The 22,108-nt window shown below is 35.8% G+C and carries 26 protein-coding genes; 1 reads left to right on the forward strand and 25 read right to left on the reverse strand.

Annotated elements, in window-relative coordinates; all coding sequences use genetic code 11:
- Window positions 1–335 precede the first annotated feature (335 nt).
- From NYQ66_RS02875 to NYQ66_RS02990, 24 genes are all read right to left on the reverse strand, one after another.
- Window positions 336–575, reverse strand: a complete 240-nt coding sequence (locus NYQ66_RS02875) for a hypothetical protein (protein ID WP_259866636.1) — start codon at window positions 573–575, stop codon at window positions 336–338.
- Between the two features lie 462 nt (window positions 576–1,037).
- Window positions 1,038–1,391, reverse strand: a complete 354-nt coding sequence (locus tag NYQ66_RS02880) for a type II toxin-antitoxin system PemK/MazF family toxin (protein WP_259866990.1) — start codon at window positions 1,389–1,391, stop codon at window positions 1,038–1,040.
- A complete protein-coding gene (locus tag NYQ66_RS02885; protein ID WP_259866638.1) occupies window positions 1,366–1,563 on the reverse strand; it encodes a DUF2281 domain-containing protein in 198 nt (65 codons plus the stop codon). The genes NYQ66_RS02880 and NYQ66_RS02885 overlap by 26 nt, the downstream gene beginning before the upstream one ends.
- Window positions 1,564–1,711: 148 nt before the next feature.
- Complete coding sequence (locus NYQ66_RS02890; protein WP_259866640.1) at window positions 1,712–2,248, reverse strand: hypothetical protein; 537 nt, start codon at window positions 2,246–2,248, stop codon at window positions 1,712–1,714.
- 213 nt (window positions 2,249–2,461) lie between these two features.
- On the reverse strand, window positions 2,462–2,908 hold the full coding sequence (locus NYQ66_RS02895; RefSeq protein ID WP_259866642.1) for a GNAT family N-acetyltransferase: 447 nt from the start codon (window positions 2,906–2,908) through the stop codon (window positions 2,462–2,464).
- A gap of 116 nt (window positions 2,909–3,024) precedes the next feature.
- On the reverse strand, window positions 3,025–3,462 hold the full coding sequence (locus tag NYQ66_RS02900) for a GNAT family N-acetyltransferase (RefSeq protein WP_259866644.1): 438 nt from the start codon (window positions 3,460–3,462) through the stop codon (window positions 3,025–3,027).
- A gap of 419 nt (window positions 3,463–3,881) precedes the next feature.
- On the reverse strand, window positions 3,882–4,067 hold the full coding sequence (locus NYQ66_RS02905) for a hypothetical protein (protein ID WP_259866646.1): 186 nt from the start codon (window positions 4,065–4,067) through the stop codon (window positions 3,882–3,884).
- A gap of 142 nt (window positions 4,068–4,209) precedes the next feature.
- On the reverse strand, window positions 4,210–4,674 hold the full coding sequence (locus NYQ66_RS02910) for a GNAT family N-acetyltransferase (RefSeq protein ID WP_259866648.1): 465 nt from the start codon (window positions 4,672–4,674) through the stop codon (window positions 4,210–4,212).
- Between the two features lie 71 nt (window positions 4,675–4,745).
- On the reverse strand, window positions 4,746–5,030 hold the full coding sequence (locus tag NYQ66_RS02915; RefSeq protein WP_259866650.1) for a hypothetical protein: 285 nt from the start codon (window positions 5,028–5,030) through the stop codon (window positions 4,746–4,748).
- A gap of 82 nt (window positions 5,031–5,112) precedes the next feature.
- On the reverse strand, window positions 5,113–5,697 hold the full coding sequence (locus NYQ66_RS02920) for a VanZ family protein (protein WP_259866652.1): 585 nt from the start codon (window positions 5,695–5,697) through the stop codon (window positions 5,113–5,115).
- A gap of 228 nt (window positions 5,698–5,925) precedes the next feature.
- Window positions 5,926–6,273, reverse strand: a complete 348-nt coding sequence (locus NYQ66_RS02925; RefSeq protein WP_259866654.1) for a metallophosphoesterase — start codon at window positions 6,271–6,273, stop codon at window positions 5,926–5,928.
- A gap of 153 nt (window positions 6,274–6,426) precedes the next feature.
- The gene (locus NYQ66_RS02930) at window positions 6,427–8,310 is read right to left on the reverse strand and encodes a beta-propeller domain-containing protein (RefSeq protein WP_259866657.1); all 1,884 of its coding nucleotides are present in this window, start codon (window positions 8,308–8,310) and stop codon (window positions 6,427–6,429) included.
- Between the two features lie 394 nt (window positions 8,311–8,704).
- Complete coding sequence (locus NYQ66_RS02935) at window positions 8,705–9,214, reverse strand: ureidoglycolate lyase (protein WP_259866659.1); 510 nt, start codon at window positions 9,212–9,214, stop codon at window positions 8,705–8,707.
- 18 nt (window positions 9,215–9,232) lie between these two features.
- A complete protein-coding gene (locus tag NYQ66_RS02940) occupies window positions 9,233–10,273 on the reverse strand; it encodes an autoinducer 2 ABC transporter substrate-binding protein (RefSeq protein ID WP_259866661.1) in 1,041 nt (346 codons plus the stop codon).
- 99 nt (window positions 10,274–10,372) lie between these two features.
- Complete coding sequence (locus NYQ66_RS02945) at window positions 10,373–11,323, reverse strand: ABC transporter permease (protein WP_259866992.1); 951 nt, start codon at window positions 11,321–11,323, stop codon at window positions 10,373–10,375.
- A 5-nt stretch (window positions 11,324–11,328) separates the two neighbouring features.
- Window positions 11,329–12,291: an ABC transporter permease gene (locus tag NYQ66_RS02950; RefSeq protein ID WP_259866663.1), complete on the reverse strand. Its 963-nt coding sequence runs from the start codon at window positions 12,289–12,291 to the stop codon at window positions 11,329–11,331.
- A 3-nt stretch (window positions 12,292–12,294) separates the two neighbouring features.
- Complete coding sequence (locus tag NYQ66_RS02955; protein ID WP_259866665.1) at window positions 12,295–13,800, reverse strand: sugar ABC transporter ATP-binding protein; 1,506 nt, start codon at window positions 13,798–13,800, stop codon at window positions 12,295–12,297.
- A complete protein-coding gene (locus tag NYQ66_RS02960) occupies window positions 13,793–14,731 on the reverse strand; it encodes a ribokinase (RefSeq protein ID WP_259866994.1) in 939 nt (312 codons plus the stop codon). Before NYQ66_RS02960 ends, NYQ66_RS02955 begins: the two co-directional genes overlap by 8 nt.
- Window positions 14,724–15,590: a BtpA/SgcQ family protein gene (locus NYQ66_RS02965; protein WP_259866667.1), complete on the reverse strand. Its 867-nt coding sequence runs from the start codon at window positions 15,588–15,590 to the stop codon at window positions 14,724–14,726. The genes NYQ66_RS02960 and NYQ66_RS02965 overlap by 8 nt, the downstream gene beginning before the upstream one ends.
- Window positions 15,591–15,612: 22 nt before the next feature.
- Complete coding sequence (locus tag NYQ66_RS02970) at window positions 15,613–16,344, reverse strand: GntR family transcriptional regulator (RefSeq protein ID WP_259866669.1); 732 nt, start codon at window positions 16,342–16,344, stop codon at window positions 15,613–15,615.
- A 361-nt stretch (window positions 16,345–16,705) separates the two neighbouring features.
- On the reverse strand, window positions 16,706–16,966 hold the full coding sequence (locus tag NYQ66_RS02975) for a hypothetical protein (RefSeq protein WP_259866671.1): 261 nt from the start codon (window positions 16,964–16,966) through the stop codon (window positions 16,706–16,708).
- A gap of 240 nt (window positions 16,967–17,206) precedes the next feature.
- Window positions 17,207–17,632, reverse strand: coding sequence for a hypothetical protein (locus NYQ66_RS02980; RefSeq protein ID WP_259866674.1), 426 nt, complete (start codon window positions 17,630–17,632; stop codon window positions 17,207–17,209).
- 281 nt (window positions 17,633–17,913) lie between these two features.
- Window positions 17,914–18,009, reverse strand: a complete 96-nt coding sequence (locus tag NYQ66_RS02985) for a putative holin-like toxin (protein ID WP_259866676.1) — start codon at window positions 18,007–18,009, stop codon at window positions 17,914–17,916.
- Between the two features lie 162 nt (window positions 18,010–18,171).
- Window positions 18,172–19,203, reverse strand: coding sequence for a 3-deoxy-7-phosphoheptulonate synthase (locus NYQ66_RS02990; protein WP_259866678.1), 1,032 nt, complete (start codon window positions 19,201–19,203; stop codon window positions 18,172–18,174).
- A 522-nt stretch (window positions 19,204–19,725) separates the two neighbouring features.
- Between NYQ66_RS02990 and NYQ66_RS02995 the strand changes: the two genes are divergently transcribed.
- Window positions 19,726–19,926, forward strand: a complete 201-nt coding sequence (locus NYQ66_RS02995; RefSeq protein WP_259866681.1) for a DUF2188 domain-containing protein — start codon at window positions 19,726–19,728, stop codon at window positions 19,924–19,926.
- A 50-nt stretch (window positions 19,927–19,976) separates the two neighbouring features.
- Here NYQ66_RS02995 and NYQ66_RS03000 read toward each other — a convergent pair whose 3' ends face one another.
- The gene (locus NYQ66_RS03000; protein WP_259866683.1) at window positions 19,977–21,704 is read right to left on the reverse strand and encodes a S41 family peptidase; all 1,728 of its coding nucleotides are present in this window, start codon (window positions 21,702–21,704) and stop codon (window positions 19,977–19,979) included.
- Window positions 21,705–22,108: the final 404 nt, after the last annotated feature.

A 22,108-nucleotide genomic window follows, 5' to 3' on the forward strand; every position in this document is an offset into this window, starting at 1 on the left:
TCCAAGAAACAAAATAATACCAGTTCCAGTAGAGAAATAGCCCAGCCAATCTTTCCTATTATCCATGACCTGTTGGATGCCGTTAAGCAACAAGTACACTGACAAACAGACAAATACTACATTTATAGGTAATTCTTCTATAAGAAAATGGTAGATAGATACACTCAAGATTAAAACTGCAAGAATAGTGTTTATTATCCTCAAGATTTTCAAGAACTCATCCCCTTAATTGTATTGTAAATTACTCAATAACCCAGCCTTTTAGCACAATAAGCGCTGCCGCATCGGCAACTTCTTGTTCAACTTTTGCCAGTTTAGCTTAATAATAATGGAGTTTATTTATTTTCTGTTTCCGCCCCAACTAAGTAAACAACACTAATAATTAAAGAAATAATGCTTAATATTAACGGAAGCGTTCCAGTGGAATTGAGCCAAAGATCTTGAAAAGTTCCAGGACCATATGAGCTAGAAGTCCCTATCCCACTAATACTATACAGGGCACCAGTTACGTACCTTACAGAAAACAAAAAAGCTGCAATAGCACAAAATCCAAACCCGATACCTCTTCTGTTCATAAGTATCACCTCACTAAATTAATTCTTTCTCTTTTTAAACATTATTGCTCTTCACTTTAAAATCAGCAATTCACATTATATTTTAACATAAAATTCCAATATTTCTTATAAAGAAAAGGAGCGCCAATAATATATGACGATCCTCTTGTTGCGCTAATAATAATCTTTTAGTGTATGACCACTTTTTGTAGTTGAAAATTAAAAAGACTTTAGATTTTTTATAACCCAAGCCTTTACTCATACTTGTACGTTCAAGTATATTTATTATTTTATCTTTCAAAGGTGGTATTTCTTTTTAAGCACGTTCCATATTATTCCATTATCTACACCAAAATTGTCGTAATTTATTTAAAAAATTCATTTTATCTTCTTATGTTAATGCTACCGTTAATTTAAGTGTATTTCTCCTCAAATGTAACGATTATTAAAAAGAGGACTGCAATAACAGTCCTTCTTCATTCATTACTTTATTAGCTCATTAACTTTTTTTCGTACATCTTCCATAACTTCGGTATTAACTTGTCCAAATTTCTTTCTAACGATATCTTTAGATAATGTGTAAACCTTATCAGCTCTGATTGCAGATGTAACTTTAAGGGTTCCTTCTTTTAAATCTATTGATTCAATTATCACTGAATAATCTAGATTTCTAAGTTGTGAAGTAATAGCAACAACAACCATATCGTCTGTCATATCATTATAACTATCGCTTGAAATAACGAGAACAGGGCGTTGCTTTCTATTTGTTAAATCACTGAATGGAACAGGTAATAAAACGATATCACCTTGTTTATACATCATTCCAAACCTCATCATCAATGTCATTATTCCAAAAATCTAGACTGCTCTCACTAGCCTTTGTTAAATCCTCAAATAAGCTCTTCTCCCTTTTAATTTTTATATACTCTGCAAAATCTAAGATTTTAACTACTTCTCGTTCAGGTATTTCATCAATAATCTTAAGCAAACGCTCTTTAGCTGTATTCATATTGCGTTCACCTCTTCCTTAAATAGTATTGAATAGTTTATTCAATTATATCATGAATTGTCACATTCAACGATATCAAGTTATCTTCAAAATACGCTCACCTTTACTTTAAGTGTAATAGTTCACAAAATATAATGTCATTACATTTTTAGTCTTGTAAATCAAAATCTTCGATTAAATTGCTAACTTCATTTAATACTTTATATTGCTCGCTTAAACTTTTTCCTTCTATTCTATTTTGATAATCAAGTGTTTTAACCACATCATCAACATATGATGTATATTCTTCCAATTTTTGTATATCGTCATTGTCCACTCTATCCATTGTTCGTTCGAATAGTGCCTCCCCAATCGCTTTTGATGTGTAAGGACTATTTATTGTGTTTATATTCTCAGGAATTTCTACATTCTCACCAATAGGCGTATAAGTTCTCGTTAAGACTTCATTATGATATATGATTCCATATGCCGATGTTAATGCTTTGACAAATTCCTCTTTGTTATCCTGATGTTCCAATGCTCTTTCCAATTCAAACAGTGCTTCCTCTTGTTGTGCTGAATATTGAGTAATAATTCCTTTTTTAATAGTTATATTTTCTTGATAAAAAGAAAATCCAAACCAAATTAAAGAAATATTTAATACTATAGAAATCATAGCAATTACACTTATTTTACGCTTAGACATCTTACCCCTCCATTCCATCAATAAATTTTTGTTTTTAAATTAACCTGCTCTTTACTTTAAGATCAGCAATTTACATTATATTTTAACATAAAATCCCAATAATTCTTTTTAGAAAAAGACCGTCTATACGGAATGACGATCCTTTTGTTGTGCTAACAACCTCCGTTATTTTAAGTGTATTTATTCAAATTACATGTTTTTAACAAATAACACTCATTCATTATCTTTGCCGTCATAATTTGTATGTACTGAAATTTCATCAACTAATTTATCACCTTCAACAATACTAAAACCTAGATTAGTGTGATAATCAATAGAGGTTTTGTTTACTGGTGAGGTTATACAACGAACCCTCTTCACACTAAACTTTTCAACAGTTTTAAAAAATTGATTGTATAGAGTGCTTCCCACACCTTCTCTGCGATTGTTTGGATTAACCCCTACTAAATGAATGTACGCCTCTTCTTTATTACTTTGAGACAAGAATCCAATTAAAAAACCTATTATATTATCGTCTTTTTCTACTACGAAACTTGTATCATAAAAATTATCGAATAAAAAACGAGGTAATAGATGTGTCATTTCTCTACCACCCCACCACTCATTCATGACTGGTAATATTCGCTGACAATCTTCAACTTTTAACTGTCTTATTTTCATTTTCATCCTCCATAATTACTTGGATTATAATAATTATATCTTGAACAATTCTGCCACTTTATCACAATAGGCGTTATCAGATTGACAACGCCTCGTTAAATATTCGCTCCTGTTATTTATAATGAAATATTCATAGTAATTGTTCTGTTTTTAAAGCCTAGACTTTCATATATCTTAATTGCTTGATTTCCATCAAATACGCTTAAACGAATTTCGGAGTATCCTTCTTGTTTCAATTGTTCAACACCTGTTTTAATCAATTGTTTTGAAATACCTCTACCTCTGTATTCCTCTAGAACAAATAATTCATAAATAAATCCGAGCGCCTTATCTGAAAACTGGTCTTTACTTCCGCCTATAAGAATCCAACCAGTTATTACATTGTTTTCAGTTGATATTAAATAATAACTCCCCTTCTTTAGAAGAGGTTCTACCAGTTGTTTTGCTTTTTCAATCGTTGGTTCTATTTCACCTAAAGTTCCCTCAAATATCGCTTGTGGAGAAAGTGTTAATATCTTTTCAATTTCTACTTCATTTGGTTTTCTTATGTCCATTTATCAATTCAACCCTTCCAATTACTTTTAGAATATATCACATATATTCAATACACTTTTAGGTGAATATGGGATTCCTTTTTCAACAAGCATCCTTTACTTTAACAAGGCAAGTCGAATCCCTATGTTCAACACTCACGCCCGTTAGCGAAACAAGCACCCAGCTAGTTAATTTAATGAAAACTAATTGTATTCACCAATAATCAGGACTAAAGCAATAACAAATGAAAAAATCGCTGATAATTTCGCATCCTTTTGAATTGTAGTTCTTACTGAAGGAAACCACTTTATCCTACCTAAAAAGCTTATCAATCTTGCAACTACAAAAAATATAACAAAATACATAAAAAATGCCGCTACCATTTTAAATCACCCAAATCTTTTTGTGTTATATAAACATCCCGTTAGCACAACAGTACCTAAACTATTTCGTCATTACTCTTTAGAAATTTTGTTACAAATTCACCACTGATGTAACTACTTAAAAAAGCAACTAAGATAATGAATATAGGCTTATAACTTGAATCTGGAATTAACATAACTGCTGCAAAAACACAAAGACCAGTAATTAGACCTACCAAAATTGCACAACTTAGTTTTGTCATGAATTTCATTACCCCCCTTTAATTATTTCTAACACCTTATTGTGCATTACTGCCCTTTAATACAACAAGGGTGCACCTCCTTGTTGTATAAGCCCCCTTTACTTGAAGTGCAATTTTCCACAAAGTAGACTGTTGGTTTAAATTAAATACACTTTACTTTAAATACATCAATTCTTTCGTATTTATCATCAGAAACAGTTTCAATATAGGTCCATCCGCTATTCCTGTAATAGTCCGATGCATCTTCTGTTCTTAAATAAAGTTCTTTAAATCCTAATTCTTTGACTACATCTATGGTTTTGGCTACTAACTTTTGCCCTACACCTCTCCCCCGATACTCAGGTTTTGTATATAGAGAAGCAAGCCAAGGTTTATACATGTCTCTTATCTTTAAATCGTTTTTGAAGATTGATACAGTTCCTAAACATTCTCCGTTCTCTAAAGCAACAAGTGTTATTGGAAATGCATTGTCCTTTGTTGTTGAAAAATGTTTAACAACTTCTTCCAGTTTCATGCTACTAGCCGAATCCATTACAAATTCCTTAAAAACCATCTCAGAAACTTCTTTAATTTTATCGGGATGGTTTGATAAAAAATCAATATTCACACTAATCCCCCTCGTTGTATTGATATGTGCATCTTTTAGTTCACAAGATCCTAGATAAACGCAATAAGTCTTTATCTCTTACGTTTTCGTTCTAAAAATATGGGTGCTATATTTAGTAAGATAGAAACAATTGTCAAAAACCAAAATGCCCTTGCCATACCAGGTATTACATCCGATAAAGCCGCCCAATCTTCTGCTTTTACCCATCGAGTTAAATAACTGTAATCTGCACAAATTGTTAATGCTGTAAATGATAATGCCATCGCCATAGCAAGCTTATAATCCTTTCCTGCTTTATACAAATAAAGATTAATAAAAGTTGTTACGATCGCAATAACCCCGAATATTATCCACATAACTATACCTCCATCTATTTTTATTTATGTCGTGTAACAAAGAAAAGCGAATACCCTTGTTAAGCATTCGCTCTCCATTAGCTTAGTAACTGCTGTCCTTCATGATCTTATGACTTGGAAAAATACAAAAAGCCACTCTCTTTATTAACTCAAAAATTAAAAAGCCAATAACTCCACCCAAAGTATTAACAATTAAGTCATCTATATTAAATCCTCGACCCATCACCAATCCCAAATAAGCAAAAGAGAATTGGATTGTTTCAATGGAAAGACTTACAAGAAATATGATTAACAGCGCTTTAGATACTCTTTTCACCCTAAACAATAATGACAAATAAATACCTAGAGGCATTAGCATAATAAAGTTAAAGAAAGTTAACTTTAAGGAATTCCAGAAAAACCAATCTAGACCATTAGAGCGATACATACTAAATAAGTCTCCGATAAAATAAAATGGAATTAGCTGAGTTGTTGGTACAAAGTCCTTTTGAGGTGGAATCACAATACCTCCAGTTGTAAGTTGAACAACATTTAGGAAATAGAAAACAAAACTATAAAGGATTATTCTCCTTATCAGATTCCTTGTTTTATTCCTTATAAAATCAACAATAATATACAATATTAAAAGTAGCGACCCAAGTACAACAACATCATAAATAGAATACAATTTCCTTCCTCCTGATATAGTATGTGTATTCACCCATAAAGCCCAAATCCCTTCCAATTTTTCAATTAACACGGTAAAAGTAATAATGGACATAAGCATCAAGCAAAAGGAACCCACCCCAAAAAATTATCCTCCCTTACTTTTTAAAAAGGAAGGATACCGAATAGTTGCAACAATTCTAACTAACCTACTGAACTTGACGGATGTAATGCCTGCACTCTGTCACACCTACAACCTCGGATCTACTGGGTCAGATTCCATCGCTAGTGTTCCTAATACACATTCGTGCACGCGTTCAATCGACTCTCCACCAACAAATCTTCTAATCCCTTCCACACCTAATGAGAATTCTTTCAGTGCCAGCTTTTGTTTCTTTGACACGTTTCTCTGCTTTAGTCTGTTTAAGTTTTCTGGTAATAAGTAATCCATTACATAAATGATATATAGGTATTTACTCCCTCTAACCTTGATGGCAGGCTGGATTAGTTTCCCTTTTGCCCTTGTAATAAATGTTTCAGGTTTAATGACGATGCCTTCATGACCATCACTGGTGATCCTTTCCCACCAAGCGATCACTTCCGCTACCACTTGTAGGTGGTGACTGGAACCAGGAAATTCTAGGGATGATAAATTTCACCCTTTGATTCGATCACATTACAAACACAGACTGTCCTCTATCCGTGGACAAAAGGTGTATTTTGTCTTTCGACAGGGTCTGACCCCTTTGGGTTAAAACTCTACCGTCTTTATCACACGTTCTTCTTCCAAGTCATAGATTTTCATCTGTTCTTCAGAAAGTGTATATAACATGTTTCCAACAGAGATCATTCTTTTTGTTGCGTACTCCCATTCAGGTCGATAGGTATTTTTTTGATGTGTAATCGTGTCTTTTAGTGTTATTCCAGACTCTGGAGAAATATGAAATAATAAAGCACCTTCAAAATTAGAACTAGTGTCGACTTGGAATTCCTTGTTAACAAGCTCAACCTCATCCAATTGTGCTGGAATTCCATATAAATTCTTTTCAGGGTGTTTGTATAGGGCGTGATGATTACGGTTCACCTCAGACCCAGACCAATCCCTTCCTAAAACCTTCATAAACGCTTCTTTTGGATTAGTAGGATCACTTACATCAAAAATAGAAATTTTTAAACCAGCTCGCAGAACACGAGGTTCCTCTTGATCTGGTACATCTTCTAAAACAGTATGATGACCAAAACCTATCAGGTGATCTTCATCGAGTGGGTGCAGGTAATTGCTAAAGCCTGGTATTTTTAATTCTCCAAGCACTTTAGGGTTCCTGGCATCTTTCAAATCTATCACAAAAAGTGGGTCCGTTTCGCGGAAGGTTACGATGTATGCCACATCTTCCATAAAGCGAACACTATAAATCCGTTCATCTTTAGCTAATCCTTCAACCGACCCTAAAGGTTTTAACTTTGTATCAAATGTATATAAATTGTTTGTTGAAGGTTCATTATCGCGCCAAATAAATCCATCTGTAACCGCTACACGAAACGTGCCATTTTGTTCATCCATAGCAAACTGATTAATGAGATATCCTTCCACCTCTGCAGATCCACGATAAGTGATGATCCCATTATTAATCTTAAATTGAAGAATCTGTGTATCTAGCTGTCTATCAACAATTTCCCCATCGGCGTTTGTTTCATAATTATATTTCAATGCCGATACATAAATATGATTATTTGACATGTACATGTTTTCGGAAGCACCTAAATATGTTTTTATATTTGCCTTTTCGTCTAACTTGTCTAAATCAAGTGAAATCAGCGATAAAAAATTATGGTCTGTACTCTCAGGTAAGTAGTGTATAGCCTCGAATGGAACAGGTGCCCCCTCATTACTTACGGCTGTGTCTTTTACATATGGTTGTAGATCGATTTCACTTAAATCTACGGAATGATCATCATCATAGGACTGATAAAATGATGGATGAGGCCTGGTGTGCATGACAAGATATAAATCATTATCTTTTTTTCTAGAGGAGGTAAGGGTGCCTTCCATCGTAAACTCTCTTATTAATGCTGGATTTTTTATATCCGATATGTCGTATATATATACTGTTGTTTTATATAAACCTTCATCCTCCCGAAGAGCGCCCTTCGTGTCTGAATATCCGATACTAACAAGGTAGTCTTCATGCAAATAAAGTTCTTTCAAGTAAAACGCTTTGTTTTTAATTTTAGTAATCACTTTACTTTCTGCTCCTTTAGTTGAAGCGATTACTATGTTATTATCATGTTCAAAATACACATACCTACCGTCGTTCTTTACAATATCCCCTTCATCAATCCCATCCACTTGCACATTTGTTTGAGAAGCGGGTGCGGGTGTGGATGCTCCACTAGAAAATGCTGAAGCAGCATTTCCAGTTGCATTGTTAGGTGAAGTAGCCATAGAGAAATCTCTATAAGCCTCTTCATTTTGACTCATCCTTTCAATTCGTTCATCCAACACTTGGATCATATGCTCGTTGTCATGAATGGAGGGTAAAGGTTCTAATTTCATAGAAGATAATATTAAAAAAATAATAGCCGTTATACTTGTGAGACCGATTACAAAAAGACTGAATCTTACATATTTGCTCATCTCGTCACCCCAAATAATCGTAGTTATTTACCATTATATACTAATTATCAGGATATTTGGTCTTATATAAGAAAGACATTCGTGTAAAACAAATGGTGCCAGTCCCCACCCGTAAATTGTCGATTTCGACATTTCTCGAGTGGTGACTGGCACCAGGAATTCTTTTCGAAGAACTATGACCATTATAACAATTAACGGAAAAATGGGACAGAGGGATCGGTCAGGATGGTGAACATGCACTGCAAAACGAACTGTCCTCCAGCTGTGGAATTTGTCTTTCGACAGGGTCAGACCCCTATTCAGTCAAGCAGGTCCACTGCCTCCTATTTTCAGACAGGAAAATTGAGCAGCATCTAAAATAGCACCTCCTCATGGAGATGCTATTTTCTCTCGCTTATTTAAATGCTATCTTCTTACTACCAACGAACTCTACCCATGGATCAATCAGCTCATCACCATATATATCTGGCTTCTTTTCAATAGCAAAAAGATAGGTTGTGCTTGCTTTAGCTGGATAAGCAGGACTATGCCATATACCTTTATTCAGTATAATCCCCTGACCCTTTTTCAAATAAAAGCATTTTACATTTTCTACTTCCGGTTGCTCATCCGGACTATACAATTCCTTATATGTGGCAACAGGCTGAATAATATCTTCATTGATTGCAAGTAACAACTCTTCCCTGCTGTCATGTCTTTCCATTGAATCTACCTCAAATGGTCTTACGTTGGTAGTTACCAAACCCATTCCTACTTCGGTATCAATATCCATTGTTTGAACATAACTCCAACATTCCCATCCTTCACCCACCTTTGAGGGTTCAGCATCTGGAATTTCAACGACACGACCATAATCTTTAAAACCTTCTTTAGTTAACGGCTCTACTTTGATTTCCATTAGCATTTCTGACCTCCTACAAGATTAAAATCCAAAGTCTGCGACATTATCTTTCGTAAGAACATCAGTACCTGTTAAAATGATGTCACCATTAACCTTAATACTTCCTACATTAGGAATTTCCATACCGTCTTCTACATCTTCTCCATCCGTTAATAGATTTAATGTATAGACTGTTGTGTAGCCAAGTTTACTTGGATCCCAAGTAACCATTTCTTCAATGGTACCATTTTCAAGGTATTCTTTTACTAAACTAGGTACCGCAAAACCAGCAATTTTAATTTTTCCTTGTTCAATATTACCAGCGTTCACTGCTTCTTCAACTGCTTGTGCTGCTGCGGGTGCCTCAGCTCCAGCAAAGCCAACTAGACCTTTTAAATCAGGATAAGTACTTATCAGATTTTGCGCATTTTCATAAGCTTTTTGTTGATCATCATCACTTGATACTGTAGTTACAACTTCAACATCTGGATGGTTTGCTTCTAGATAGGCAGTTGCTGCATCGACTTTAGCCGTTTGGTTTTGTGCTGACAAACTGGCTACCATAAATGCAACTTTACCACTTCCACCAATTTGATTAGCAATCATTTCAGCAAATTGTTCACCTAATTCAGCATCCGTTGCTGCACCGATATAATATTTACGATCAGTATCAGGTGCATCACTATCCCATGTTACAACCTGAACATCTTGACTTAGTGCATTGGAGAAGACTGGTGCTACAGCTTCAGGATCGTTTGGTGCTACACCAACACCATTAACTTGTCTAGTCAACATATCTTGAATCATATTAATCTGTTGAGCTGAATCGGTTGTAGATGGCGCATTAAAGACAACTTCTACACCTAAATCTTCGCCAGCCTGCTTAACACCTTTCTCAGCAGCAGCCCAATATGCAGGGCCAATTGACTTTGGATTGATAAAGAAGCTTTTTGACGTGCTTGCAGCATCTCCTCCAGTATCACCTTCACTTGGAGTTTCAGTTGCTCCACCCTGATTTGAACAAGCAACTAGACCTAAAACTAAAGTTAACAATGCCAAAACTCTTAAAAATGATTTTTTCAAAATATCCATCCCCTTATCTTATATTTTCTAAATATTCAGAATTTAAATACAGACAATATGGTACTATTAATTAGACACTCTCCCTAATTTAAGATCCCCCTATTTATTTTGCCTACTTACAGCAACCAAGATTAAGACGCCTAATATAACTGTCTGAAATAAGACAGATACTCCCATTAAGTTCAAACCGTTACGCAACGTGCCGATGATTAAGACACCTAAGAACGTTCCAACCAAACTTCCTCGGCCACCAAAGATATGTGTTCCTCCAATTAACACTGCTGTGATAACATCAAGCTCGATACCATCACCAGCACTTGCTTGTGCACTAGCATATCTAGATACATAGAATATAGCCGCTATACCCGCAAAAAGACCACTCATCACAAAGGTAAGAAATCGAACCTTCACTACATTTATACCGGAATAACGGACTGCTTCCTCATTGTTTCCGAGTGCATATGTGTATCTACCAATTCTCGTTTTTTTAATCAGGATATAGGCAATGCTAAAAAGAGCCATCATTACAATTACACTGAAGGGAATCCCTAAAACTTTTCCCTGACCTAGAAAATAGAAGCTATCTGGATAACCACTAATTGGCTTCCCTTTTGTAATAATATAGACAAGCCCGCGAAGCATAACGAGCGTTCCAATTGTTACAACAATGGCTTGCATTTTATACCTTGCAATTAACAGACCATTTAAAGCACCTGCTAATGCACCAACGACTAAAGCTAGTACAACACTTACCCAAATGTTGGTTCCACTTTCATAAAGGAAGCCTAAAGTTACAGCTGACAAGCCTAATATTGATCCAACAGATAAATCCATTGCCCCAGATATAATGACATACGTCATTGGAATGGCAATTAACCCAATCGTCGTTACTTGAACTAAAACGTTTGTAATATTTAACGTTGTTAAAAAGTATGGGCTTTGCGTGCTAAAGAAAATCAATAGCCCTGCCAGTAAAATAACCAGGATAGAAATTGTATTGATTTTTATACTAGGCAGTCTTTTTAGTCTAGTATTTACTTCTTCCTTCACTAGATTCAAACTAAATCACCCTCCCTTGATGCGAGATTTCTACTCCGTTGCACCGTATTGATGATAATAGCAAGAATTAAAATAAAACCTGTGGTAGCATCTACCCAATATACAGATGCTTGTGTTAGAACAAGACCATTTTTAATCATGCCCATTAGTAGCACTCCAAAAGCTGTTCCAAGCATCGTTCCAACACCACCAAAAATACTTGCCCCACCAACTAGTACTGCTGCTATTACAGTAAACTCTATTCCGCTTCCTGCAGTTGAAGCTTGAATACTACCTACCTGAGAAGCATAAATGACAGCTGCAACAGATGTAAGCATACCGCTAGAGATATAAACAAGGAATTTCGTCTTTCTTGTACTCATACCAGCTAACTTGGCAGCCTCTTTATTTCCACCAATGGCATATACTCTCCTTCCAAACCGGGTCTGACTAAGAATATAACCGAACATAATAGCTCCAGTTGCAAATAATGCGATAGGTACTGGTATCCCAATGATTTTTCCTTGGCTAAAAAAGTTGAAACTATCAGGGAAATTAGTTACCCATTCCCCTCCACTAATTGCTACAGCAATACCTCTAAAAATGAACATGGTTGCTAGTGTAGTTATGATTTCTGGAATATTAAACCAAGCGATAAATAATCCATTGAATGCGCCACAGATAGCACCAACAACCATACCAATTAGGGCAGCAACAAACGGATTAATCCCTGCGTTGACCAACATCCCGACCACAGTTGCGACAACAGCTAAGACAGATCCTACTGATAAATCAATACCTCCAAACAAGATAACCATTAGCATCCCGATTGAAATCAGGCCAGTAGTTGTGATTTGCGTTAAAATCAATCCAAGATTATCTGGTTTTAAAAAATTTGAAGAAATTAAACTAAATATACAAAATAAAACGATAGTGAATAGGATGATCGGTGCTTCGCGACGTTTAAAAATATTTGCCATTTCTTACACCACCATTTTGTCAATTGAATTGGAAGCTTCTTTTAGCAATTTTTGTTGATCAGCTTCCCCATTCTTAAATTCATTTACAATGTTACCTTCGTTCATCACGAGGATTCGATCACTCATTCCTATTAACTCCGGCATTTCGGTTGAAATCAGAATAATGCTCAGTCCACTTAACGAAAGTTCATTTATCAACCGGTAGATCTCGGCTTTTGCACCAACATCAACACCTCTAGTTGGTTCCTCCATTATCAAAATATCAGGTTTAGTAGTTAACCACTTTGCTAATACAACCTTTTGTTGATTACCACCACTTAGTAGATTGACAACTTGATTTTGACTTGGCGTTTTGATACTTAGCTTTTCAATGTATTCTTCATTAATAACTTGTTCAGCCTTCTTGTCGATTATTAATCCGTTAGATATTCGTTTTAAAATAGGTAGAGTCATATTTTCTCTAATACTCGATTCTTTAACTAGCCCTTGCCTATGTCGATCTGGAGGTAAATAAGCAATACCCTGCTTCATTGCGTCCTTTGGATTCTTTATTAAGATAGACTTACCGTTAATTTCTACGGTCCCTTTACCTTTTTTAAGTCCAAATATCCTTTCTGCTAACGTATGAGTTCCAGACCCTACTAGGCCAAAGAAACCCAAGATTTCACCTCTTCTTAACGAGAACGAGACTTTATGTTTACTAGTAATGTCAAAGTCATTGACATTTAAGACAGACTCATTAAAAATCCGTTTTGTTTTATCAGGATATAAATCCCCAACTTCTTTTCCAACCATTTCACTGATTAGTTGATCTTCAGTAGTCTCTGTAATTTTGTTCGTTGATACTTTTCCCCCATCACGCAGTACTGTTACTTTATCAGCAATTTTAAAAATTTCATTCATCCGGTGGGAAACATAGACAATTGCTACGCCGTTATTCCTTAACTGCTTCACTACATCAAACATCTTCTGCACTTCGTCTTCTGGTAAAGCAGCTGATGGCTCATCCATAATTAGGATCTTGGCGTTGAATGATAGTGCTTTTGCAATTTCGATGACTTGTTGACTATGAACACCTAAGTACTGTACTTCTCTTCTTACATCAATATCTGCTCCAATCGATTCAGTTAAGGCTTTTGCCTCCGCATTCATCCTAGACCAATTAATTTTTCCTGAAGCTGATATGATCTCCTTACGATCAATAAAAATATTTTCTGCTGCCGATAAGTTAGGAAACAAGTTAAATTCTTGGTGAATAATCGAAATCCCCAATTCTTGAGCAACTGTAGGATTGTTTAAGGTTACCTCTTCCTCATTTAAAAGAATTTTGCCCGCGGTATGTTGGTAAACACCGGAAAGAATTTTCATTAGTGTCGATTTACCAGCACCATTCTCTCCCATCAATGCATGAACTTCGCCAGGATATAACTCGAAGTCAACCCCGTCAAGGGCCTTAACCCCAGGAAACTCCTTCGTAATACCTTCCATTATTAAAATTGGCTTATCCATTTGATACACCCCGTTCCAAAAAAGATTCATAATCAGAAAATGTCGGTAAAGAAGTTTGCGCCCCTTTTTTTGTTACGGATAAAGCTGAAACTAACACAGCATCTTCTACACTTTTTTCTAGGTCCCCAGTTTTCATCCAAAAAGTGGTTAAGGCTGCAACAAAGCAATCACCGGCAGCAGTCGAATCCACCACTTCAACTTGCGGAGGGATAAACTGTTTGGCAACCTGATCGTTATGAAGAACTGCACCTTGTGCACCAAGCGTTACAACAACATTATCGATGCCAATTTCTCTCAACTCTTTCGATGCTAATATAGCTGAACCAACAGAGTTTACGGGTACACCTGTTAATTGTGCTGCTTCAACTTCATTAACAATTAATAAATCTACCAAACCTAAAACTTCCCTACGAATCGGTACAACAGGCGCTAGGTTTAGTACAACAACCTTGTCGTTATTCTTTGCCTGTTGAATAATCCACTCCGCTTCGTCCTGTTCCATTTCTAGTTGTAGAATAGTAGCTTTTGCCCTCTTCAAGATAGTTTCTGACTTAGTAATGTCATCTTTACTTAAAAATGCATTAGCGCCTTTATTAGTAACGATTGTGTTTTCACCTTGACTATTTACTGTGACGACCGCTGTTCCGGTCTCAGAATAGTCGGTCTCTAGCACGTAATCGGTCACAACTCCTTCTTGTTCAAGGGCTTGTTTCATTTCTTTTCCTAAATAGTCACTTCCAACTCTACCAACCAGTCCGACCTTCGCACCTAGCCTCGCTGAAGCAACTGCTTGGTTAGCTGCTTTCCCACCTGGGGACATTAAAAAAGTATCTGCAGCAACCGTTTCACCAGTCATTGGTAATTGTTTAACAAAGGATACAAAATCCATGTTTAAGCTTCCATATAGCAAAATATCTAACTCATTATTCATGTTCAACTAACACTTCTTCTTTACGTAACTGTTTTACTTTTTCCATAAATTCCTTCACTCGTTCAGGGTCTACTGGATTCCACCATAAACCTTCTTTTTTCAGTGAACTACCTACAATACAACCGTTTGAAATTGATAGGATTTTATTAACATTACCGGTATGCATCCCACTTCCAACAATGACAGGAAGCTCTGTGTTTGATTTAATACCTTCAACCTCATCCACTTCTGTTTCGTTTCCTGTTCGTGTCCCAGTAGCTATAAGTACATCTGCATCAAAGAAAACTGCATCATGCGTTTGATCGGCTAAGCTTCTATCTGCAACGATTGAATGACTTCCGTGCTTCACGTGGACGTCCGCAAAGATCTTAATATCATCTCCTTTAATTGCGGAACGGTAACGAAGAGCCTTAGCTGATTGTCCCTCCATAAACCCTTCATTCGCAACATAAGCATTAACCCATTGATTTACTCTGACAAACGGGAGATCGTTGGCTCTTGCAACTGCTAGAGCTGGAATCGCAGCATTCGCTAAACAGTTAATTCCAATTGGTAAATTAGTTTCTCGCTTTAACTTTTCAGCGATTGTACTTAATGCTGCAACGGTCTCATAACCGATATCCTCTGGCTTAGCAAAAGGGAGATCCCAAGCGTTTTCGATAATAAGTCCGTCTACTTCTCCCTCTTCGTATGCACGTACATCATTCAAAGCAAATTCAAAAACACTTTCTAATGACTCACCCTTATAATGTGGTGCACCTGGTAATGCTTTCAAATGAATCATTCCAATTACTGCCTTGTCTGTTCCAAATATCTCTTTTACAAAATTATCTTTTACGGGAAAAACCTTTCCACTCATAAAAATCTCCTCCTACAATTGGTTATCTTAACTTGATGGAATAACGGTACTTATCTGCTCGATAAACCATCGTAGCATACTCATATGGTTGTCCATCTTCTAATCTAGTAGTTCTTGAAAGTTTCAATATTGGAGATTCACTTTTAATATTTAAAAGGTCTCCATAAGTCTCACTTGCTAGCCCTGCCTCCACAGTCTCATCGGACTCACCCCAAGTGATTCCCTCTTTCATTAATGATTGATATAAAGAATCCTTTGAAAAATCATACTTGCTAAAATCCACAAATGGAGCAATTTGATGATTTAAATAGGCCTCGTGATAGCCAATAACGGTCCCATCTACAAGTCGAAGTCTTTTTAATTTATAAACCTCACTATTTGGTTGTAAATTTAATATTCTTCTAAGCTTTTCATCTGCTTTTACAAACTCCTGAGCATGAACAATCGAACTGACTATATGTCCTTTATCAACCATATCTTGGGTAAACCCAGTAACATCTGGCCTGATTGGTTCGAGTTTTGGATAAGAAACATATGTACCTTTACCTTGAATCCGTTCCAAAACTCCTTCTGTTACAAGTTCTGTAAGTGCCTGCCTAACAGTTGTCCTACTCAAATCAAACATCGTACCCAACTGTATTTCGGTTGGAATAAGATCCCCGTATTGCCATTCACCACCTTCAATCTTGTCGATGATTAACTCCTTAAGTTGAAAGTACAGCGGCAAACGCTTGGATCGACTAATTGTACTCATCTATTCACCCCCATTGATTTGTATCGTTCAATCATCATGTTGTTATGTTGTTATGACAAATCAGCACAAAAAAATTTGTTGATACATCATGTTGTTATGACAAATTGTTTGCCTTTCCTGATGATTACATTAAACCCATATTTGTACACCAGCAATTAACTTGTTAGATTTATTAACAGTGTTTTTTAATTATTCTGAATTATTCAATACTAACTACTGGCTATTTTTGGGGGCATTAGTTAGTATTTTGGGGAGTTGAGTGCACCAGTTAGAAGGTGCACATTATAGGTGAACTGATAAAAAGAAGTTCGTAGAGAGGGAGCCTTTTCAGTTAATTAAACAAGCCCGTTTATTTATTCGTTTACAGGATACAAACAACTATTAAAAGAAAAGGATCGCCAGCTTGCATTACTTTCTTTACCATTAAGCGATGCCAGCGTATTTGATCCAAATGAAGTTGAATCAAGACAAGGATTTTCGGAAGATCAATTAGTGTTAAGTAATTTAACGTGGTCGAGGAAGTCCAATAATCAAATTGATATGTGATGGAAACTTTTATCGGAGAGTTAACTGTTTCTGGAAAAATTAAAGTATATGGTGGAACCTTAAATAGTATTGCCAACCCAATTATCTTTGGCCTGATGCCCAGTCGGAAAAGCAAATTCCGAAATCACCATCATTGACCTAAGACAAAATAGGATCCTGTTTATCAATCAAGAGGATATTAGAAGAGAAATGGGTATCGTTGGAAATAAGAAGGGGTGAACAGGGGGACGGTTCTCCTGTTTACATTTACCATTTTATTACATTCGTGTACACGAGAACCGTCCCCCTGTTTACACCAAATAAGAAACGGTTTCTATTAATATTTAATTTCAATTTGGTTAGGGTTTGAAACAAGTGCCATTAATGAACCAACTATATGAAAAGGCACTTTGTTATTCCCTTTAACTCTATTTCCTTTAAAGTCAAGCTCCATACTCCCTTTGAGAGTAAATGGAATTGATATTTCTTTAGTTTCATTCGATTCAAACTTTAATTCTTCTATAAATATAATTGTTTCTCGTTCAGTATTATTATTATTATTTGATTTTACAGTATCAAAAGGATCGCTTATTTTCAGCGAAATGTTTTCTAAGCTAAATCCTGTTTCATTTGTTATTTCAATTGTATTAGATTCAACTTCAAAATTAATATTTTTACCATCAAACTGTTCTTGTTTCTCTGAACAACCTACCGTCATACCAAGAAATATTATAATACCAATAAAAACGGCATATTTCTTCATCTTTTCCCTCCTACGACTTGTTAATAATCCGTTTCAAAAGCGTGCCTAGTCACACCCGTAATCTGTTAAAATAAACGTGTCGGTGCAGGCATTCACAATTAACATTACTACTCCTTTTAACTTTGTATATTCATAAAATATGTTATAATTTACAATAGAAGTAATAAACTAAATAGACCACAGCGGTAACTGTGGCCTAAGATAAGCGGTTCCCCCAGAGGGATCGGCTACCATTTTTGCGGGTAGACCTCACCTAAAGACTTGTGGGTAAATAGGGAGGTCTATTTTCTATTGATCAAAGAAACGATCAAAGCGAGCAATGCAATCAAAAAAGTTCCAAAGCTAAACATGGAAACAAAACTTTCATACATACTCATATAGGCATCACCCCCTTTTTAGTGGGGTTAGCCGACCTCTCCTTTAAAGAACATTATCTTAGTAGATTATAGCATAGATTTATCGATTGCACGAGAACATATGTTCCCTATGTTATTTCAAAAAATGGTGTCAGGCCCTAAGAAGCTTCTGACACCTTTCTATTATTTAGCCTCTGTTTGGTAAATTTCATGAATAAGTTCTTTTGTACTTTCCCATCCAAGACAAGGGTCTGTGATCGATTTACCATATTCTATCGGTTCTTCTTGCCGTCCTTCTTCAATGTAAGATTCAATCATAAACCCACGAACATATTTCTTAATTTGTTCATTCCACTGACGGTTAATCAAAATTTGACGAACGATACGAATTTGTTCTAAATATTGTTTACCGGAGTTATCATGATTCGCATCAATGATAATAAATGGATTTTTAAGATTCATTTTTTCGTAGACTTTGATTGCGTCTAGTAAATTTTCTGTATAATAGTTCGGGATGTTTTTTCCATATTCATTTAACCCTCCACGTAAAATCGCATGAGCAAGAGGATTGCCTTCCGTTTCTACTTCCGCGTAATTAAATAGAAAATTTTGTGCATTTTGTGCAGTATAGATCGCATTAAACATGACGTTCAAATTACCTGAAGTTGGATTCTTCATACCAGTTGGTACATCAATACCACTTGCAACAAATCGATGTTGTTGATTCTCTACACTTCGAGCGCCAATTGCGTGGTAGCTGACAAGATCATTAATTAAAAGGAGATTCTCCGGATATAGCATTTCATCTGCTGTTGTCAAACCGGTCTCCGTAATTACTTTATAATGCAGATCACGAACAGCCTTGATACCGTTAATCAAGTTAGGTTTCCCTTTTGAATCTGGCTGGTGAATTAAGCCTTTATATCCATCACCTTTGGTACGAGGTTTAGCCGTATATACCCGCATGACGATAAAAATCTTATCCTTCACTTCCTCTTGTAATTTTGCTAAGCGATGAGCATAATCAAGAACAGCTTCTTCATTATCAGATGAACATGGACCGATGATCAAAAGCAAGCGATCATCTTCACCTTTCATAATTGCATGAAGTTCCTTATCACGTTCCTCTTTATGCTTTAACGCCTCTCCTGATAATTTCCCAAGCTCTTTCATTTCATTAATATTGATTTTAGGGCTTATTTCTCTAAATGTCATAATCGCATACTCCTTTTTATTTAAACCGGACAAAAAGTGTTATTTAACTTATTATTATACAACTGGGCTATGACCTTTACAATGCTTAAACTACTTTCCCCCTTAATCTTTTTAGCGCAAAAAAATTTATTACCAAAAACGGTACCAAATAGTGCCCGCAACATCCGAAAAATGTGGGATACAATCATTCACGTGTGGTCACAGCCAATGACATCGGACGATAGATACATAGGAAACAAAAGACATTTATTATTTAATCAAACGTTTGATTAAGTTATATAAAAAGTGACTCTCTAGCGATTAGCACTAAACCAAATAGTAAATGGAGCTCTTTCTACCACCTTTGTTGTAGGATTTCTTCACGGCGCATTTATCTCTAAACACATTTTTTAAAAAAATGTTAGAGAATAAGAGAAAGTGGGAAAGGACAATTATAGCCAATAAAAAGGAGCCGGCTTGAATCGTTAATTCGTGTACGAATCTCAAAACGGAGAAATAATTCAGGAAGAAAGGAGTTTTTCTATGAGAAATTATACCGTAGCTCCAAATAAAGATGCTACCGCTTGGTATGTTAAAGTTGAGGATGTTGCTCCTACTCAAAAATATGATAAAAAAGATAAAGCAATTGAAGCCGGCGAACAATTGGCTGCTGAAAACAAACCTGCTACATTGACCATTTTAACCAATGCGCACGAAGTAGCAGATGAGAGAACTTTTAAATAAAAAAAAGTGCCTGTGACCAAATGATCACAGGCACCCTCATTCCAAACACCTTACTCTTCACCATTGATCAATTCAATCGCTCTTTCCAACACTTCATCTCTACCTTGTTTAATCCCTTCTATAGAAGGTTCTACTGTCACATCAGGAACAATACCAATTCTTTGCGTTTCTGTTCCGTCAGGATAATAAATGCCAATGCCAGTAATGATTGTTTCTATACCACCAGGAAGAGTAATATGAGAAATATCTCCATCAGTTGCAGCTGTTGTGCTTCCAATCACCGTAGCATTTGGTGCATTTTGAAGAGCCATTGCTGTGAACTCAGCTTGGCTTTGTGTAAACTCATTAACAAGAAGCACCACTTCACCTTTAAAATAATCCTCATTATTTTCCCCGACGTGTAATTCTTCCGCTTCAGAAAATAGACCTGGTGTGATGACATTACCACTCGTTACCTTGGCAAACACTTCAGATTGCGGCAGGAGATATTCACCTAGCGCATAGGTAATGAATGCAGAAGGATAACATCTTAAATCAACAATTAAACCCTGTTTCCCTTCTAAGTTAGACCTTATTTCCTCTGCATATGCAGCTTTAATGCTACCTAAATAGAGATAAGCAATATCTTCACTAAATTCTCGGTAATAATCCTGATCCTTTTGAAACGGATCATACTGTTCTACACCAGCTTTTATTTCCCTAGTCTTCGTCTTTCCATCACGAATAAACTCAACTTCTAATGACGTGTCATTCGTCCTTAATATTTTGCTAGACATTTCTCTTAGTTTAATCGTGTGATTAGATGCTGAAATATATTTCAACTTTTCATCAAGGATAGCTTCAATAGGCTTATCATCTACTTTCGTAATCACATCTCCCACTTGCAAACCTGTTTCTTTTCCTAAATCAACATGGTAATAGCCTGTTACAACCGGCTTATCTTCTATAAAGTCCATGATTAATGGCGCGTAATTATTTCCCCAAAACGCATGTAACGCTGGCTCATCAGACACTATTTGAGCATGCGTATCATGAATCCTTGCTATCATCTCTGAAACTGTGACCACATACTCTTTTTCTGTTGAAGCATTTATAAATTTTGGAAGAAATGCATGTAAAACATCATCCCAATCTTCTTCAATTAAATATTTATAAGGAAAATAATACTCAATCATGTTCCAATAACGATACAAAGACAATAGCCTATATTCCACTTCAGGATTACTCATGTCAGCATAGGCTTCTTCTTCAAAAATAGGATATCCCACGTCTGTTAGCGAAACATAGTGATGGTATGTATTTCTTTTTCCGTCTTTTACATTTTGCAATTGTTGTACTAACTTCTCGTTAAAATTAGATGCAATGATCCAGTCTAAATCAGGCTCCATTTTAATGTCCCCGCCTGTTTCTTCTGGATTAGTTTCCATCTCAAAATCTCCTAAACTAACAATCCAATCTATTAGCACTCCATCTCGTTCATCTGCGTTCTCAGCTTTCATGATCTCAGGCAAAATTCCCATTAGTTCCTGATCAAAGTCAAACTCTCCATCCGCAACATTAGGATGATAATATTTTAGAAACCCCCAGACCTTACCTAAAGTATATAAGTTGTCTAGGTTTGCTTTTGTTAATTCCATTTCATTATGTAGATCACCTTTATTCGTTGCCTTTTCCTCTTCTAGACTTTGCGATCCTTCTGTATCTGGATTGGTTGATTCATCATTGGTACATGCTGATAGGATTATGCTTACTATTAGTAGTAAAAATAGTTTTTTCAACGAATCACTCCTCAATTTTATGGATACACCCCCATTGAGAGATGTAACATTCTTGTTTCCTCTCAATGGGGGTGCTAGCTAAGTTTCTTTACATACGAATTGAATATGAATCAGGTTTCAGATTTTCCTAAAAATACCACTTCAAAAAAACATATCGCTTGAAAATTAATCTTTATCACCCCTATCTATCCACGGAAAATTCTCTTACTTCGTCTTACGAAAGACTCCCAAAATCACATTGTTAGCACATGTTTTGATTTTTGTAACAAAAGTACTAGATGCGTGACTTTTAGACTATACTATTTTGTCGAAATACATTATAATTCGGTGTATGTTGGTAGATTAATGTAGGAAAATGACTATCCTCACTTGTATTTATCAAACTAAAAATTAAACACGATTCT

Source organism: Aquibacillus koreensis (genome assembly GCF_025154055.1).
Classification (GTDB): Bacteria; Bacillota; Bacilli; order Bacillales; family Amphibacillaceae; genus Aquibacillus_C; species Aquibacillus_C koreensis.

Bases quoted from the DNA above. Each gene is read 5' to 3' on its own strand.
- NYQ66_RS02880 (WP_259866990.1), bottom strand. From the start codon at position 1,391: ATGATGAGGTTTGGAATGATGTATAAACAAGGTGATATCGTTTTATTA.
- NYQ66_RS02985 (WP_259866676.1), bottom strand. From the start codon at position 18,009: ATGAGTATGTATGAAAGTTTTGTTTCCATGTTTAGCTTTGGAACTTTT.
- NYQ66_RS02990 (WP_259866678.1), bottom strand. From the start codon at position 19,203: ATGACATTTAGAGAAATAAGCCCTAAAATCAATATTAATGAAATGAAA.
- NYQ66_RS02965 (WP_259866667.1), bottom strand. From the start codon at position 15,590: ATGAGTGGAAAGGTTTTTCCCGTAAAAGATAATTTTGTAAAAGAGATA.
- NYQ66_RS02915 (WP_259866650.1), bottom strand. From the start codon at position 5,030: ATGTGGATAATATTCGGGGTTATTGCGATCGTAACAACTTTTATTAAT.
- NYQ66_RS02995 (WP_259866681.1), top strand. From the start codon at position 19,726: ATGAGAAATTATACCGTAGCTCCAAATAAAGATGCTACCGCTTGGTAT.
- NYQ66_RS02875 (WP_259866636.1), bottom strand. From the start codon at position 575: ATGAACAGAAGAGGTATCGGGTTTGGATTTTGTGCTATTGCAGCTTTT.
- NYQ66_RS02980 (WP_259866674.1), bottom strand. From the start codon at position 17,632: ATGAAGAAATATGCCGTTTTTATTGGTATTATAATATTTCTTGGTATG.
- NYQ66_RS02930 (WP_259866657.1), bottom strand. From the start codon at position 8,310: ATGAGCAAATATGTAAGATTCAGTCTTTTTGTAATCGGTCTCACAAGT.
- NYQ66_RS02895 (WP_259866642.1), bottom strand. From the start codon at position 2,908: ATGAAAATAAGACAGTTAAAAGTTGAAGATTGTCAGCGAATATTACCA.
- NYQ66_RS02955 (WP_259866665.1), bottom strand. From the start codon at position 13,800: ATGGATAAGCCAATTTTAATAATGGAAGGTATTACGAAGGAGTTTCCT.
- NYQ66_RS02970 (WP_259866669.1), bottom strand. From the start codon at position 16,344: ATGAGTACAATTAGTCGATCCAAGCGTTTGCCGCTGTACTTTCAACTT.
- NYQ66_RS02960 (WP_259866994.1), bottom strand. From the start codon at position 14,731: ATGAATAATGAGTTAGATATTTTGCTATATGGAAGCTTAAACATGGAT.
- NYQ66_RS02885 (WP_259866638.1), bottom strand. From the start codon at position 1,563: ATGAATACAGCTAAAGAGCGTTTGCTTAAGATTATTGATGAAATACCT.
- NYQ66_RS02900 (WP_259866644.1), bottom strand. From the start codon at position 3,462: ATGGACATAAGAAAACCAAATGAAGTAGAAATTGAAAAGATATTAACA.
- NYQ66_RS02935 (WP_259866659.1), bottom strand. From the start codon at position 9,214: ATGCTAATGGAAATCAAAGTAGAGCCGTTAACTAAAGAAGGTTTTAAA.
- NYQ66_RS02890 (WP_259866640.1), bottom strand. From the start codon at position 2,248: ATGTCTAAGCGTAAAATAAGTGTAATTGCTATGATTTCTATAGTATTA.
- NYQ66_RS02905 (WP_259866646.1), bottom strand. From the start codon at position 4,067: ATGACAAAACTAAGTTGTGCAATTTTGGTAGGTCTAATTACTGGTCTT.
- NYQ66_RS02950 (WP_259866663.1), bottom strand. From the start codon at position 12,291: ATGGCAAATATTTTTAAACGTCGCGAAGCACCGATCATCCTATTCACT.